This window comes from Citrobacter gillenii (genome assembly GCF_013337685.1).
Taxonomy (GTDB): domain Bacteria; phylum Pseudomonadota; class Gammaproteobacteria; order Enterobacterales; family Enterobacteriaceae; genus Citrobacter; species Citrobacter gillenii.
This window is the reverse complement of sequence record NZ_SUQN01000005.1, coordinates 391,708-407,199: the sequence shown is the minus strand read 5'-3', so window position 1 is coordinate 407,199 and position 15,492 is coordinate 391,708. Positions and strand designations below refer to the sequence as shown.

Annotated in this window: 11 protein-coding genes and 1 other RNA gene; 9 read left to right on the top strand and 3 right to left on the bottom strand. The window is 52.8% G+C overall.

What is annotated here, in order from left to right; genetic code table 11:
- Window positions 1-60 precede the first annotated feature (60 nt).
- Window positions 61-471: a 1,4-dihydroxy-2-naphthoyl-CoA hydrolase gene (gene menI, locus FCH32_RS14190; protein WP_096757221.1), complete on the bottom strand. Its 411-nt coding sequence runs from the start codon at window positions 469-471 to the stop codon at window positions 61-63.
- A complete protein-coding gene (gene ydiJ, locus FCH32_RS14185; RefSeq protein WP_174361066.1) occupies window positions 468-3,524 on the bottom strand; it encodes a D-2-hydroxyglutarate dehydrogenase YdiJ in 3,057 nt (1,018 codons plus the stop codon). Before ydiJ ends, menI begins: the two co-directional genes overlap by 4 nt.
- A gap of 213 nt (window positions 3,525-3,737) precedes the next feature.
- Between ydiJ and ydiK the strand changes: the two genes are divergently transcribed.
- Window positions 3,738-4,847, top strand: coding sequence for an AI-2E family transporter YdiK (ydiK, locus tag FCH32_RS14180; RefSeq protein ID WP_115258636.1), 1,110 nt, complete (start codon window positions 3,738-3,740; stop codon window positions 4,845-4,847).
- 185 nt (window positions 4,848-5,032) lie between these two features.
- Window positions 5,033-5,140: antisense sRNA RprA (rprA, locus tag FCH32_RS14175), an RNA gene on the top strand.
- A gap of 3 nt (window positions 5,141-5,143) precedes the next feature.
- On the opposite strand, the gene FCH32_RS14170 is transcribed toward rprA, so the two are convergent.
- The gene (locus tag FCH32_RS14170; protein WP_174361065.1) at window positions 5,144-7,519 is read right to left on the bottom strand and encodes a glycoside hydrolase family 3 N-terminal domain-containing protein; all 2,376 of its coding nucleotides are present in this window, start codon (window positions 7,517-7,519) and stop codon (window positions 5,144-5,146) included.
- 272 nt (window positions 7,520-7,791) lie between these two features.
- Between FCH32_RS14170 and FCH32_RS14165 the strand changes: the two genes are divergently transcribed.
- The 7 genes from FCH32_RS14165 (at window position 7,792) to FCH32_RS14135 (ending at window position 15,481) form a co-directional block, all read left to right on the top strand.
- Entirely contained in the window at window positions 7,792-8,148 is a 357-nt protein-coding gene (locus FCH32_RS14165; protein ID WP_174361103.1) for a YdiL family protein, read from the top strand.
- A 47-nt stretch (window positions 8,149-8,195) separates the two neighbouring features.
- On the top strand, window positions 8,196-9,407 hold the full coding sequence (locus tag FCH32_RS14160; protein ID WP_117343015.1) for an MFS transporter: 1,212 nt from the start codon (window positions 8,196-8,198) through the stop codon (window positions 9,405-9,407).
- Window positions 9,408-9,646: 239 nt separating this feature from the next.
- Window positions 9,647-10,882: an MFS transporter gene (locus tag FCH32_RS14155; RefSeq protein WP_174361064.1), complete on the top strand. Its 1,236-nt coding sequence runs from the start codon at window positions 9,647-9,649 to the stop codon at window positions 10,880-10,882.
- Window positions 10,883-10,903: 21 nt separating this feature from the next.
- Window positions 10,904-11,770, top strand: a complete 867-nt coding sequence (ydiB, locus tag FCH32_RS14150) for a quinate/shikimate dehydrogenase (protein ID WP_115258641.1) — start codon at window positions 10,904-10,906, stop codon at window positions 11,768-11,770.
- A gap of 35 nt (window positions 11,771-11,805) precedes the next feature.
- Complete coding sequence (gene aroD / locus FCH32_RS14145; protein ID WP_135912131.1) at window positions 11,806-12,564, top strand: type I 3-dehydroquinate dehydratase; 759 nt, start codon at window positions 11,806-11,808, stop codon at window positions 12,562-12,564.
- A 156-nt stretch (window positions 12,565-12,720) separates the two neighbouring features.
- Window positions 12,721-14,316, top strand: a complete 1,596-nt coding sequence (locus FCH32_RS14140) for an acyl CoA:acetate/3-ketoacid CoA transferase (RefSeq protein ID WP_115258642.1) — start codon at window positions 12,721-12,723, stop codon at window positions 14,314-14,316.
- Window positions 14,317-14,329: 13 nt separating this feature from the next.
- The gene (locus tag FCH32_RS14135) at window positions 14,330-15,481 is read left to right on the top strand and encodes an acyl-CoA dehydrogenase (RefSeq protein WP_115258643.1); all 1,152 of its coding nucleotides are present in this window, start codon (window positions 14,330-14,332) and stop codon (window positions 15,479-15,481) included.
- Window positions 15,482-15,492: the final 11 nt, after the last annotated feature.

Genomic DNA, 15,492 nt, shown 5'->3' with positions numbered 1-15,492 from the left:
TCAAAACCTGCACAGTATAGCACCTTTCCCTGCGCAGATAATGACCAAACGCAACATGCGTCACAAAATAGCGGTCGTCAGACGCGAGGTACAGCATAACCGTCCCTGCTCATCGAAGATTTCGATTTGCCAGACCTGATGACGAGAACCGGTATGCAGCGCGCTGCACACCCCTCTCACTCGCCCTTCCCGCGCGGAGCGAATATGGTTGGCATTGACCTCAAGACCCACCACTTTTTGATCACCTTGAGTGCATAAATAGCCGGCTACCGAGCCAATGCTTTCGGCCAGCACCACCGACGCGCCACCGTGTAACAAACCGAAAGGCTGTTTGGTCCGGTGATCCACCGGCATTGTGGCTTCCAGCGTATCGTCACCAATGTGCTCAAAACGAATATCAAGCAGACCAACCATATTTCCCTCACCCATGGCATTGAGCGCCTCGAGTGAAACTTCACGTTTCCAGATCATCCAATAATCTCCAGCAGTGCCTGTAATGGGTGGCGAACGCCCGTACCTTCCACGCGTTTCACCTGGCTGCGACAAGAATATCCCGCAGCCAGACAGCGATTGCGCGGTAGTCGCTGCATCGCCTGATGCCATGATAGCTCATAGATGCCCAGCGAGTTCTGGTGATTCTTCACTTCATGACCGTACGTGCCCGCCATGCCGCAGCACCCGACACTGACGTTTTCCAGCTGCGCGCCAAATTTGGCAAAAATGGCCGCCCACTGCGCTGGCGCACCCGGCAGGGCCGTTACTTCGGTGCAGTGTCCAAAGAAATACCACGGCTCACCCGCAACAGCAGCAGGCTGCTGAGAGGCCAGGACGGTTGACAGCCACTCGTTCACCAACAGTACATGGAAGTCTCCACGCTGCTCGCCAAGCGCCAGCTTGTATTCATCGCGATAGCACAATACCAGCGCCGGATCGACGCCGACCATTGGGATGTTCAACGTCGCCACCCGATTGAGAAATTCAGAGGTCTTTTTCGCCGTTTTGGCAAAACGGTTTAAGAAACCCTTAATGTGCTGCGCCTTGCCATTAGGCGAGAACGGTAGCAGGACCGGCTGTAAACCGAGTTTTTCCACCAGGCGGATAAAATCAGCTACCACCTGCGCATCGTAATAGCTGGTGAACGGATCCTGGACCACCAGCACCGTGCGGGCTTTCTGTTCCTGACTCAATAGCTCGAGCTGTTCCAGCGTCATATTGGCGGAGCGGTGCCCGACCAGCTGACGTTGTAACGACGGCGCGGACAGTAGCGGCAAATCCACCATGCCAATATGCTTTTTGGCCAGCGTACGCACCAGCGGCTGGTTAATGAAGAAGTTGAATGTTTTTGGCGCGCGCGCCATTAGCGGCGCATAGCTTTCGACGGTTGCCACCATATGATCGCGCAGCGGGCGTAAATAACGCGTGTGGTACAGTTGCAGGAAGCGAGAGCGGAACTCCGGGACGTCAATTTTGATCGGGCACTGCGTGGAACACGCTTTACACGCCAGACAGCCGGACATCGCCTCTTTGACTTCGTGCGAGAAATCGTACTCCCCCTTGCGCGCATGCCAGCTGTTACGCGTGCGGGCGATTAACGTGCGCAAGCTGGCACCTTTTTCCGGTAACTCTTTTTCCAGGCGAACCGGATCGATGCCGCGGTCAGCCAGCAGGCGTAACCATTCCCGTACCAGCGTTGCGCGTCCTTTGGGGGAGTGAATTCGGTTCATGCTGATTTTCATCGACGGGCACATGGGGCTGTTGGCATCGAAGTTAAAACATAACCCGTTGCCGTTACACTCCAGCGCCCCACGCCACTCCTGCCTTACGGCCAGTGGGATCTGGCGATCGTAGGTACCGCGTTTAACCGCATCGACCTTCATCATCGGCGCATCGACGCCTTCCGGTGGGCATATTTTACCAGGGTTCAGTCGGTTTTGCGGATCAAACGCCGACTTAACCTTGCGCAGTTCACCGTACAATTCATCGCCAAAGAAAGCCGGACTGTACTCCGCGCGGAATCCTTTGCCGTGTTCGCCCCACAGCAGGCCGCCGTATTTTGCCGTCAATGCCACCACGTCATCAGAAATGCGTTTCATCAGCACTTCCTGCTGCGGATCGCACATGTCCAGCGCAGGCCTGACGTGTAACACCCCGGCATCCACGTGACCAAACATGCCATAGCTCAGGCCGTGGCCGTCAAGCAGCGCGCGGAACTCCGCGATATAATCCGCCAGATGCTCAGGCGGTACGCAGGTATCCTCCGCGAACGGAATCGGCTTGGCGGCCCCTTTTGTATTACCCAGCAGACCGACGGCTTTTTTGCGCATCGCGTAGATACGCTCCACGCCCGCCAGCTCAGTACACAGCTGCCAGCCAATGACGCCAGCTTCCTGACGGGCAATTAAACCGTCCAGGCGTTCACACAACGCGCTGACCTGCTCATCAATCAATGCTTCGTCGTCACCGGCAAACTCGACGATATTCAGTCCCAACATTTCTTTATTCGGTACATCGGTAATCAGTTCGCTAACCGAATGCCAGACAATGTCTTCGCGCGCCAGATTCAGCACCCTGGAGTCCACGGTTTCTACCGACAGCGCGCGCGCGTCAACCATTACCGGGGCATTGCGCAAAGCGGAATCAAATGAGTCATATTTGACGTTGACCAGCCGCCGCACTTTCGGCAATGGCGTGATATCGAGGCGAGCCTCGGTAATAAATGCCAGCGTGCCCTCGGAACCGGTGAGGATGCGGGTTAAATCAAACTCGGTCATCTCATCGTTAAAGACGTGCCGCAGATCGTAGCCGGTTAAAAACCGATTCAGCTTCGGAAACTTATCCACGATCAGCTGACGATTTTCGCGACAGCGCTGGTAAACGGTCTTATAGATGCGCCCGATGGTGGTATTGGTGTTACCGAGCATTTCAGCCAGTTCCACCGGCATCGGCTGCGTATCAAGGATATCGCCACCCATCAGTACCGCACGTACGCCCAGTACGTGGTCGGAGGTTTTACCGTATACCAACGAGCCCTGTCCGGACGCATCGGTGTTGATCATCCCGCCAAGCGTTGCCCGGTTACTGGTCGACAATTCTGGTGCGAAGAAATAGCCGTACTGCTTTAGATACTGGTTAAGCTGGTCTTTTATCACCCCGGCTTCGACCCGTACCCAACCCTCCTGCGGATTGATTTCAATAATGCGGCTCATATAACGGGACATATCCACGATAATGCCCTGATTCAGCGCCTGACCATTGGTACCCGTGCCGCCGCCGCGCGGGGTAAAAATCAACGAGGAAAAGAGAGGTTCTGCCGCCAGACGGGCGATCAGCGCCACATCCGCCGTTGAACGGGGAAAAACCACGGCATCAGGAAGAAGCTGATAAATACTGTTATCTGTCGACATTGTCAGGCGATCGGCATAGCTCGTTGCCGTGTCGCCCGTAAACCCTTGCTGCTCCAGCGCCTGCAAAAAATTAAGCACCAGTTGAACGACACCAGGTGCCTGAGAAATTTGTGGAATCATTATAGTGACCCTTTCCTGCGGTCTGTGTTGTGAATTTAATCGTTTGCGTGTTGCTTTGTTTGTTGTATCACATTTTTTTCTAATACGCCCGGCAGATTTAAAGGCAGAATCTACCTGTTAAAAACCGCTGAAATTGCTCATCATTATAGGGTGGGGTTATAGCGTTCACGTCGCGTCAACGTCCTGACGTACAGAAAAGGTGAAAAAGTATTTATGGTAAATTTCCGTCAGCCCAGGGATATCGCACAAGTGCTGCTCTCGGTGCTGTTTTTAGCCATCCTGATTGTGGCCTGTTTATGGATAGTGCAGCCCTTTATCCTTGGTTTTGCGTGGGCTGGAACCGTGGTCATTGCGACCTGGCCTATCTTGCTACGCATACAGAAATTGTTATGGGGACGCCGTTCTCTGGCCGTGCTGGTAATGACCCTGCTGCTGGTCCTTTTGTTTATCATTCCCATCGCGCTATTGGTCAACAGTATTGTTGATGGTAGCGGACCGTTGATCCATGCCGTAACCGCAGGCGATATGACCTTGCCGGACCTGGAGTGGCTGAACAGTATTCCGTTAGTAGGTGCCAAAATTTATGGCGCATGGCACAGCCTGCTGGATATGGGCGGCGCGGCAATTATGGCCAAAGTGCGTCCTTATATCGGTTCCACAACGACCTGGTTTGTTGGTCAGGCCGCGCACATTGGTCGCTTTATGATGCACTGTGGCCTGATGCTGCTGTTCAGCGCCCTGCTCTACTGGCGCGGCGAGCAGGTGGCATTAGGGATTCGTCACTTCGCCTGTCGCCTGGCTTCTAAGCGTGGTGATGCTGCTATTTTGCTGGCGGCACAAGCGATCCGCGCGGTGGCATTGGGTGTGGTCGTCACCGCACTGGTGCAGGCCGTTCTCGGGGGTATTGGTCTGGCGGTAACGGGTGTGCCGTACGCCACGCTGCTGGCGGTGTTGATGATCCTGTCCTGCCTGGTGCAGTTGGGTCCTCTACCGGTGCTAATCCCGGCCATTATCTGGCTGTACTGGACGGGGGACTCCACCTGGGGCACGGTGCTGCTGGTCTGGAGTGCCGTGGTCGGCACGCTGGATAACGTAATCCGCCCGATGCTGATTCGTATGGGCGCCGATTTACCGCTGATCCTCATCCTGTCGGGTGTCATCGGCGGGTTAATTGCCTTCGGCATGATTGGCTTGTTTATCGGCCCAGTGGTCCTGGCAGTATCCTGGCGTCTGTTCTCTGCTTGGGTGAACGAAGCCCCGGCTCCAGGTAACGATCCGGACGAAATCCTCGAAGAAATCGCTGAAATCGAAAACAACAAATAACCCTGAAATCAGGCGGCATCGCCGCCTGATTGTTTAACGCTGCTTATTGATGCTTCAGCACTCATTGCCCCAATCCCACGCCTCCTGCCTTAAAACTCTCATTTGTGTCGCAATTTCTTTACAGTTTTTAAACTATTGAGATGAATCTGATCGACGTGAAAAATCGACATGCCTACTATTGTCTCAAGGCTTTAGATCAACACATTGATTTATAAGCATGGAAATCCCCTGAGTGAAACAACGAATTGCTGTGTGTAGTCTTTGCCCATCTCCCACGATGGGCTTTTTTTTAACATTTACTCGCAGCTCACCACGCAGCGGCTCATCATCTGCCAATTCTTCGGCATAATCTGTAGCGTACCAACCACATTGACCGTCGTGCTCGCCCAGATGTTCGCAGATGAATTCCCGACCATCAGGTCGAACTCGCCAGGTTCAACCACCCGTTTGCCATCCCGGCGGGTGAAGTTAAGCATATCCACCGGCACATAAAAGGTCAGCGTCGCGCGTGCACCGGGCTCCAGCGTGAGGCGTTGAAACGCTTTCAGCTCTTTAACGGGGCGTACCATCGAAGCCACTTTATCGTGGACATACACCTGCACCACTTCACTTCCCCTGCGCTCGCCACGGTTACTTAACCTTACCTGCAAAGCAATCTCGCCTTCCACCGGGACATCCTTCGCCAGCGCTGCTATTCCTTCACAGGCAAACTCGGTCCAGCCTTTGCCGTAACCGAAGGGATAGCGGGATCCAAAGTGGAACGCAAACGGCGTTCCGCCGCTTTTCAGTTTGTGATTGTAGTAATAGGGCATAGCACCTGCGCTTTTCGGCACGCTAACCACCAGCCTGCCCAGCGGCTCAGCCCGTCCGGTCAGCACATCGGCAATAGCCCAGCCACCTTCCTGACCCGGCGCCCAGGCCCCTAACAGCCCGGCGACATGGTCCTCCAGCCCCTGTAGGTTGTATGGCCTACCGCCTGTCATCACCACAACAACCGGTTTACCCGTCGCCACCAGAGCCTCCAGTAGTTGTTGCTGTACACCCGGCAGAGTGAGGCTGTCTGTATCCGAGCCTTCTCCCACCGTGCCGCTCTGGAAAAGTCCGGCCAGATCGCCGACACAGACCACCACCACATCGTTGCGACGGGCGACGGCAACCGCTTCAGGAATCAAACGTTGGTCAGTGGAGACCGGGGAGGACTGCATCAGTTTGCCACTGCTGTCACCGGGAAACACCGGTGCGCCCGCCAACCGTTTCTCTATGATATGACAGCCCTTCGCATAGTCGATATGGTCATCGCCCAAATAGTGGCGCAGCGCGGACAGCGGGGTCGTCACCTGCACGGCGCTGTCGGCCATATCGCTGATGATCAGATGCACCGGGAAGCTGTAACCACTGAGCAGCGCCAGCGGATCGTCCGCCGTGGGGCCGATCACCGCAACGCGCGGTCTGCCCTGCAGCGGCAAAATACCGTTATTTTCCAGTAGCGTTATCGAGCTAGTGGCAACATCACGCGCTGCCTTGCGTGCCTCATCGGACTGTAGGTCAATCGCGGATACATCGGTATACGGCTGTTCGAACAGGCCAAGTCGGAATTTCTCCGTCAGGATGCGGGAGACAATCTCATCGACTTTGGTCATGGTCATCAGTCGACGCTCAACCGCCGTAGCTAAATGGCGGGCGCAGTCGTCTTTCGGCAACTCAACGTCCAACCCGGCATTAAAGGCCAGCGCTGCAGATTGCGCAGCATCATGCGACACGCCATGATGCTGATGCAGCAAACTCACACCACCGTAATCCGCCACAATAATCCCATCAAATCCCCATTGCTCGCGCAAAACGGTGGTTAACAGATAATTGTCACTGTGCCCCGGCTGGTTATCAATATCATGATAGGCAGGCATTACCGATCCGGCATTGGCCAATTTAACCGCCATCTCGAACGGCAGCAGGAAGGTATCGTTAAGCTCACAGAATCCCAGATGCACCGGCGCATGGTTGCGCGCACCTTCGCTGAACGAATGCCCGACATAATGCTTCAGCGTCGCCAGCACATCGCGTTTTTCGCCCTGTAAGCCCTGCACATAGGCACAGGCCATCACCCCCACTAGCCATGGATCTTCACCAAAGGTTTCTTCCGTCCTACCCCAGCGGACATCGCGTGAGACATCCAGCACCGGTGCCAGCCCCTGGCGGCATCCGGTTGAACGCGCCTCCAGGCCAATCTGCCTGGCGGCACGCTTGACCAGTTCAGGATCCCAGGTTGAACCGTAGTTCAGCGACGAGGGAAACAGGGTGGCATCTTTACATAACAACCCCACCAGGCACTCCTCATGAAACAGCGCGGGAATGCCCAGCCGCGTCTCTTCCATTAACATCTTTTGTAAACGATTCGCCGCCCGCACGCCCGTTTTTGCCTCAACGATATGGGTGCCCAGCGGGCGCGTAATCTGTCCAACACCCATTCTCAGTCGCTCGGTGAGTGCCGCCTGACCGCTCATACCGGCAAACTCGTCACTCATGTCGCTGCGTTCCCGGTGGTCGCCCTTTTCAGATAGCACCAACCAGTAAGCATGCATTTGCGCGAACTTCTCTTCAGGTGTCATGCGCGCCAGCAAATCAGCCACGCGTTCGTGCACCGGCCGTTTTGCATCCTTGTAAATACTCATCATTGTAACTCCCCTCTCTCCATCAACCATTGCTCTGACAAGTATCAAGAGGCGCGACAACGTGAACAATTGCGGAAATAGCCAGTGGAATTACGTTATTTAGTTAATGTGATCGGCCGCAAGGGGTGATTTACTCGCGACCTGAAAGGCCAATCACCGTCGTATTCACAGATTAATAACAAATAATATTGCACAAGATACTGTGACTTTCTTCAAGTTGAAATATTCGCAGTAATGTTATTACTACTCCACCGTTTTTATTAAGTGATGACATGATGAACGCATTCGAATTGCAGGCATTCCGCCACCTTTTTGCGCTATCGATGGAAGAAAGTGCGATTTATATTGCAGGTGATGGCAATGTTACCGCCTGGCAACAATGGGAAAATGGTGATCGTGATATACCAGAGATCATTGTACAGCGCTGTGCAGAAATGAAAGCAAAGCGCAAATTGCGAATTAATGCCATCATCGAAAAAATCAACAATCGTATTGGTAATAATACGATGCGTTTTTTCCCCGACCTGATGTCTTTTCAGGCGGTCTATCACGACGATAATTTCCTCGACTGGAAAATTTATCAATCGACGGCAGTTGAACTTTTTGCCCATGACCTCGAGCGTTTGTGCTAGGAAACCGCGACGCCACACCCTTTAGCCTCTTCGCTGAGTAACACATTATGAAAAATACCTATTTCTCCACTGCGATAGGGCTGTACCTTAATTATCTGGTACACGGTATGGGGGTCATTTTGATGAGCCTCAATATGTCCTCACTGGAACAACAGTGGCAAACCAATGCGGCAGGCGTGTCGATTGTCATTTCTTCTCTCGGCATTGGTCGATTAAGCGTCTTATTACTGGCGGGTTTACTCTCCGATCGCTATGGGCGCAGGCCGTTTATCCTGCTCGGCATGACCTGCTATCTCTGTTTCTTCGTGGGTATTATCAATACGCACAATATTTACATTGCCTACGCGTTTGGTTTTTTAGCCGGGATGGCGAACAGTTTTCTCGATGCGGGAACATACCCCAGCCTGATGGAGGCATTTCCCCGCACACCCAGCACCGCGAATATTCTGATTAAAGCCTTTGTCTCCAGCGGCCAGTTCCTGTTGCCGATGGTCATCAGCCTGTTGGTGTGGGGCGAATGTTGGTTTGGTTGGTCCTTCCTGCTGGCGGCAGGCATCATGATTTCCAACGGCATATTTTTATTTCGCTGCCGATTTCCTGCGCATCCGGGACGCCAACCCACCGTCAAGGAAGCACCCGAAACAACGATGGCTACGCATCGTTGTTCCCTGATCGATCTTGGCAGCTACACCCTGTACGGCTACATCTCAATGGCCACCTTTTACCTGGTGAGCCAGTGGCTGGCTCAGTACGGTCAGTTTGTCGCTGGCATGTCCTATACGTTATCCATCAAGCTGTTGAGCGTTTACACGTGCGGTTCGCTACTGTGCGTGCTGATCACCGCCCCGCTGGCGAGGAAGGCCGAACGCGCACCGACGCTGTTAATGCTTTACACCTTCATCTCGTTTATTGCTCTGCTGGCGGTCTGCCTGCACCCTACGCCAACGGTGGTGATCGCGTTTGCTTTTGTCATCGGTTTTTCATCTGCTGGCGGCGTGGTGCAAATCGGGCTAACGCTGATGGCGGCGCGCTTCCCGCATGCCAAGGGGAAAGCCACCGGGATTTATTACAGTGCGGGCAGTATTGCCACTTTCACCATTCCCTTGATTACGGCAAAACTCTCACAATCCAGCATTGCCCATATCATGTGGTTTGATACCGGCATGGCTGCCATCGGCTTCTTGCTGGCACTGTTCATTGGTTATCGCAGTCGCATGGCGACAAAGTATCCATTAAAAATGGCGCCACTCGCCGAATAGCACGGATGCAATATTGTTCCCCCCGTCTGCAAAATAATTTGCGGACTATTTAAAACAACAGCAAAACGGCAACAGGAAGAATTAATTTCACACTTTGCTATGCAATATACCTGGTCACTTAAGCGTCATGCTATGTAGGTACAGCATCCGTCACTCGGTATAGTAATGACATCATCATCGCAATCAATATTATCACGATGAAAATGAACCCTATTAAAATCTGCAAGGAGTTATGCGAAATGTCTCAGAGCAAGGCTTTTAATACGCCATTTCTTCTGGCGATAACCTGTATTTATCTCAGTTATTTCCTGCATGGCATTAGTGTCATTACGCTGGCACAAAACATGACTTCCCTGGCAGAGAAATTTTCTACCGACAATGCGGGGATTGCCTATTTAATTTCCGGTATCGGATTGGGCCGTCTGGTCAGTATTTTATTCTTTGGCGTACTCTCCGATAAATTTGGTCGTCGGGCCATTATCCTGTTAGGCGTCATTCTTTATATGCTGTTCTTCTTCGGTATTCCCGCCAGCCCAAATCTGATGATTGCTTTTATTCTGGCGGTTTGTGTGGGCGTCGCCAACTCCGCGCTGGATACCGGTGGCTATCCGGCGTTAATGGAGTGCTTCCCCAAAGCGTCCGGTTCGGCGGTTATTCTGGTGAAGGCGATGGTGTCTTTTGGGCAGATGATCTACCCGCTCGTTGTCAGCACCATGTTATTGAATCATATCTGGTACGGCTATGCCGTCATTGTCCCGGGCATCCTGTTCGTGGTGATTACCTTAATGCTGCTCAAGAGTCGCTTCCCCAGCCAAGTGGTGGACGCAGGTGTGGCGAAAGATCTGCCGCAGATGAACAGTAAGCCGCTGGTGTGGCTGGAAGGTGTGGCATCAGTGATGTTCGGCGTGGCCGCATTTTCAACCTTTTACGTCATCGTGGTGTGGATGCCGAAATACGCCATGGCTTTTGCCGGGATGGCCGAAGCCGACGCGCTGAAAACCATCTCTTACTACAGTATGGGTTCCCTGGTCTGCGTGTTTATTTTTGCTGCACTGCTGAAGAAATTAGTCCGTCCGATCTGGGCCAACGTCTTTAACGCCGGGCTGGCAACGATTACAGCAACGGTGATCTATTTGTACCCCTCGCCGCTGGTCTGTAACGCAGGCTCATTTCTCATCGGGTTCTCTGCCGCTGGCGGTATTTTACAACTGGGCGTCTCGGTGATGTCGGAGTTCTTCCCGAAGAGCAAAGCCAAAGTCACCAGCGTTTATATGATGATGGGCGGCGTTGCCAACTTCATTATCCCGCTGATCACCGGATACCTGTCTAACATCGGCCTGCAATACATTATTTTGCTCGATCTGGTCTTTGCCCTGCTGGCATTTATCACGGCCATTATCGTCTTTATCCGTTACTACCGCGTATTTGATATACCCAAAAACGATGTGCGGTTGGGCGAACGTTATTTTCAATAAAGAGTTCACAAGGAGTTAAAAATGGATGTTACTGCAAAATATGAACTGATTGGCCTGATGGCCTACCCCATCAGACACAGCCTGTCGCCAGAAATGCAAAATAAGGCGCTGGAAAAAGCCGGACTGCCGTTTACCTATATGGCATTTGAAGTCGATAACACAACCTTTGCAGGTGCCATTGAAGGGTTGAAAGCGTTAAAGATGCGCGGTACCGGCGTCTCGATGCCCAATAAACAGCTGGCGTGCGAATATGTCGATGAATTAACCCCGGCCGCTAAACTGGTCGGTGCCATCAATACCATCGTCAATGACAATGGCTATCTTCGTGGCTACAACACCGACGGCACCGGCCATATTCGCGCCATTAAGGAAAGCGGCTTCGATATAAAAGGCAAAACCATGGTACTGTTGGGCGCGGGCGGTGCATCGACCGCGATCGGCGCACAGGCCGCCATTGAGGGCATTAAAGAGATTAAACTGTTTAACCGTCAGGATGATTTCTTTAGCAAGGCGCTTGAGTTCGCCAAACGCGTGAATGAAAACACCGACTGTGTGGTGACCGTTATCGATCTGGCCGACCAACAGGCGTTCGCCGAGGCTCTGGCCAGTGCAGACATTTTGACCAACGGCACAAAAGTCGGCATGAAACCACTTGAAAACGAATCCATTGTTAGCGATGAATCGCTGTTACGCCCGGATCTGCTGGTAACCGAATGCGTCTACAATCCGCATATGACCAAGTTACTGCAGCAGGCGCAGCGTGCTGGTTGCAAAACCATTGATGGTTACGGCATGTTGTTATGGCAAGGTGCTGAGCAGTTCAAATTGTGGACCGGGAAAGATTTCCCGCTGGAATACGTTAAGCAGGTTATGGGGTTTGCCGCCTGACGGGCAACAATCTGTGAATTTTTAAAGGGTAATCAATGAAAACCGTAACCGTAAGAAACCTCGTGATTGGCGAGGGTGCGCCGAAGATCATTGTTTCGTTAATGGGTAAAGACATCGCCACGGTAAAAACCGAAGCGCTGGCCTACCGCGACGCGGACTTCGACATCCTGGAATGGCGTGTTGACCACTTTGCCGATATCTCTTCCATTGACGCGGTGCTGGAAGCGGCCCGCACGATCCGCGACGTGATGAGCGATAAGCCGCTACTTTTCACCTTCCGCAGCGCCAAAGAAGGCGGTGAACAGGCGCTGTCTGTTGCAGACTATATTGCGCTTAACCGTGCGGCGGTGGATAGCGGGCTGGTGGATATGATCGATCTGGAGCTGTTCACCGGCGATGAACAGGTCAAAGCCACCGTCGAGCATGCGCACGCGAAGCAGGTCTTGGTGATTATGTCGAATCATGATTTCCACAAAACACCGGCGGCAGAAGAGATTATCCAGCGGCTGCGTAAAATGCAGGAGCTGGGCGCAGATATCCCGAAAATTGCGCTGATGCCACAAAACAAGACAGATGTCCTGACGCTGCTTAGCGCTACGCTTGAGATGCAGGAGCACTACGCCGACCGCCCAATCATTACTATGTCGATGGCCAAAACCGGCGTAATTTCGCGACTGGCGGGTGAAGTTTTTGGTTCTGCGGCGACCTTTGGTGCGGTGAAAAAAGCCTCAGCGCCCGGGCAGATCTCGGTTTCCGATTTGCGCAGCGTACTGACCATTTTACATCAGGCTTAATAACAGAATATTTCTATACTGTTTTAAATACCCCCCCTGCCCTGTTATTCATATTATTTTGAATATCGGGCAGACGGTTAGTTATTTTTAAAATAAATAAATTTCTTTTATCGAATAAAACGATAGGCAGCCTCACGCCTGTAACCTGGAGTTTATATGAAACTTAACAGACCTGAACGTATTAACGGTCGGGTGCCGGTATTATCGGCAGCGGATGCAGTTGATTATATTCCTGATGAAGCCACGCTCTGCGTATTAGGCGCCGGCGGCGGTATTCTGGAGGCCACCACATTAATTAGCGCACTGGCCGAAAAATATAAAACCTGCCAAACTCCGCGTAATTTATCGCTAATTAGTCCGACGGGATTGGGCGATCGCGCCGACCGGGGTATTAGCCCGTTGGCACAAGAAGGATTGGTCAAATGGGCGCTATGCGGACATTGGGGGCAATCACCGCGCATTTCCGATTTAGCTGAACAAAATAAAATCGCCGCCTATAACTATCCTCAGGGCGTATTGACGCAAACGTTGCGTGCAGCCGCAGCCCACCAGCCGGGTATTCTGAGTGATATTGGGATCGGCACGTTTGTTGACCCCCGCCAGCAGGGCGGCAAGCTCAATGACGTAACCACCGACGATCTGATCAAACTGGTGGAGATAGACAACAAGGAGTACCTCTACTACAAGGCCATCGCGCCCACCATCGCCTTCATTCGCGCTACCACCTGTGACAGCGAAGGCTACGCCACGTTTGAGGATGAGGTGATGTACCTCGATGCGCTGGTGATTGCCCAGGCCGTGCATAACCACGGCGGCATCGTCATGATGCAGGTACAAAAAATGGTCAAGAAAGCCACCTTACACCCCAAAGCGGTGCGGATCCCGGGCTATCTGGTGGACATCGTGGTGGTTGACCCTGATCAGACCCAACTGTACGGCGGGGCACCGGTTAACCGTTTTATTTCCGGCGACTTTGTCCTTGATGACAGCCAGCAAATCGCCCTGCCGCTCAACCAGCGCAAACTGGTGGCCAGGCGCGCCCTGTTCGAAATGCGCAAAGGCGCGGTGGGTAACGTTGGGGTCGGTATCGCTGACGGTATTGGTCTGGTTGCTCGTGAAGAAGGCTGCGCCGACGACTTTATTCTGACGGTCGAAACCGGCCCAGTGGGAGGGATAACCTCGCAAGGCATTGCCTTCGGTGCCAACGTTAACACCCGTGCCATTATGGATATGACCACCCAGTTCGATTTCTACCACGGCGGCGGTCTGGATGTGTGCTATTTGAGTTTTGCTGAAGTGGACAGCCACGGCAACGTCGGCGTACATAAATTCAATGGCAAGATTATGGGCACCGGTGGATTTATCGATATTAGCGCCACTTCCAAGAAAATTATTTTCTGCGGCACACTCACTGCCGGAAGTCTGAAAACAGACGTCGCCGACGGCAAGCTGAATATTGTCCAGGAAGGTCGGGTGAAAAAATTCGTCAGTGAATTACCTGAAATAACCTTCAGTGGAAAAATTGCTCTCGAACGCGGATTAGAGGTGCGTTACATCACCGAACGTGCCGTCTTTACCTTAAAAGAGGATGGTCTCCATTTGGTAGAAATTGCCCCCGGCGTTTCTTTGCAAAACGATATTCTGGACAAAATGGATTTCGCCCCGGTTATTTCCCCTGAGTTAAAACTGATGGACGAAAGATTATTTATCAATACCCCCATGGGTTTTGTCTTGCCCGACGCAGCCAATTAAAAGGAGTACCCTAATGGACTTTTCGTTAACTGAAGAACAAGAGCTGCTGCTTGCCAGCATTCGCGAACTGATCACCAGCCATTTTCCGGAAGAATATTTCCGCACCTGCGATCAGACCGCCACCTACCCAAAAGAGTTTATGCGCGCCCTTGCGGATAACGGTATTTCGATGCTGGGCGTGCCGGAAGAGTTCGGCGGCATACCGGCAGATTATGTCACCCAGATGCTGGCGCTGATGGAAGTGTCAAAATGCGGCGCTCCGGCATTTTTAATCACTAACGGGCAGTGTATTCACAGCATGCTCCGTTTTGGTTCCGCCGAGCAGTTACGCAAAACGGCGGAAAGCACCATGGAAACCGGTGATCCCGCATATGCGCTGGCGTTAACCGAACCGGGTGCCGGATCTGACAACAACAGTGCCACCACCAGCTACACGCGAAAAAACGGCAAAGTGTATCTCAACGGGCAAAAAACGTTCATTACCGGTGCTAAAGAGTACCCGTACATGCTGGTACTGGCCCGCGACCCGGAGCCAAAAGATCCGAAGAAAGCCTTTACGCTGTGGTGGGTCGATTCCAGTAAACCGGGTATTAAGGTGAACCCGTTGCACAAGATCGGCTGGCACATGTTAAGCACCTGCGAAGTCTACCTCGACGACGTTGAAGTTGACGAAAGCGATAGGGTTGGCGAAGAAGGCATGGGCTTCCTTAACGTAATGTACAACTTCGAAATGGAGCGGCTGATCAACGCCGCACGCAGTACCGGCTTTGCCGAGTGTGCCTTCGAAGATGCCGCGCGTTATGCTAATCAACGAATTGCCTTCGGCAAGCCGATCGGCCACAACCAGATGATCCAGGAAAAACTGGCGTTAATGGCGGTTAAAATCGAAAACATGCGCAATATGGTGTTGAAGGTCGCCTGGCAGGCCGATCAGAAGCAATCACTGAGGACCAGCGCTGCGCTGGCAAAACTGTACTGCGCCCGTACGGCGATGGAAGTGATTGACGACGCGATTCAAATTATGGGAGGACTGGGGTATACCGATGAGGCTCGCGTGTCCCGCTTCTGGCGCGACGTACGCTGTGAGCGCATTGGCGGCGGCACGGATGAAATCATGATTTACGTTGCGGGCCGTCAGATCCTGAAAGATTACCAGAACAAGTAAGCGTTAATGGC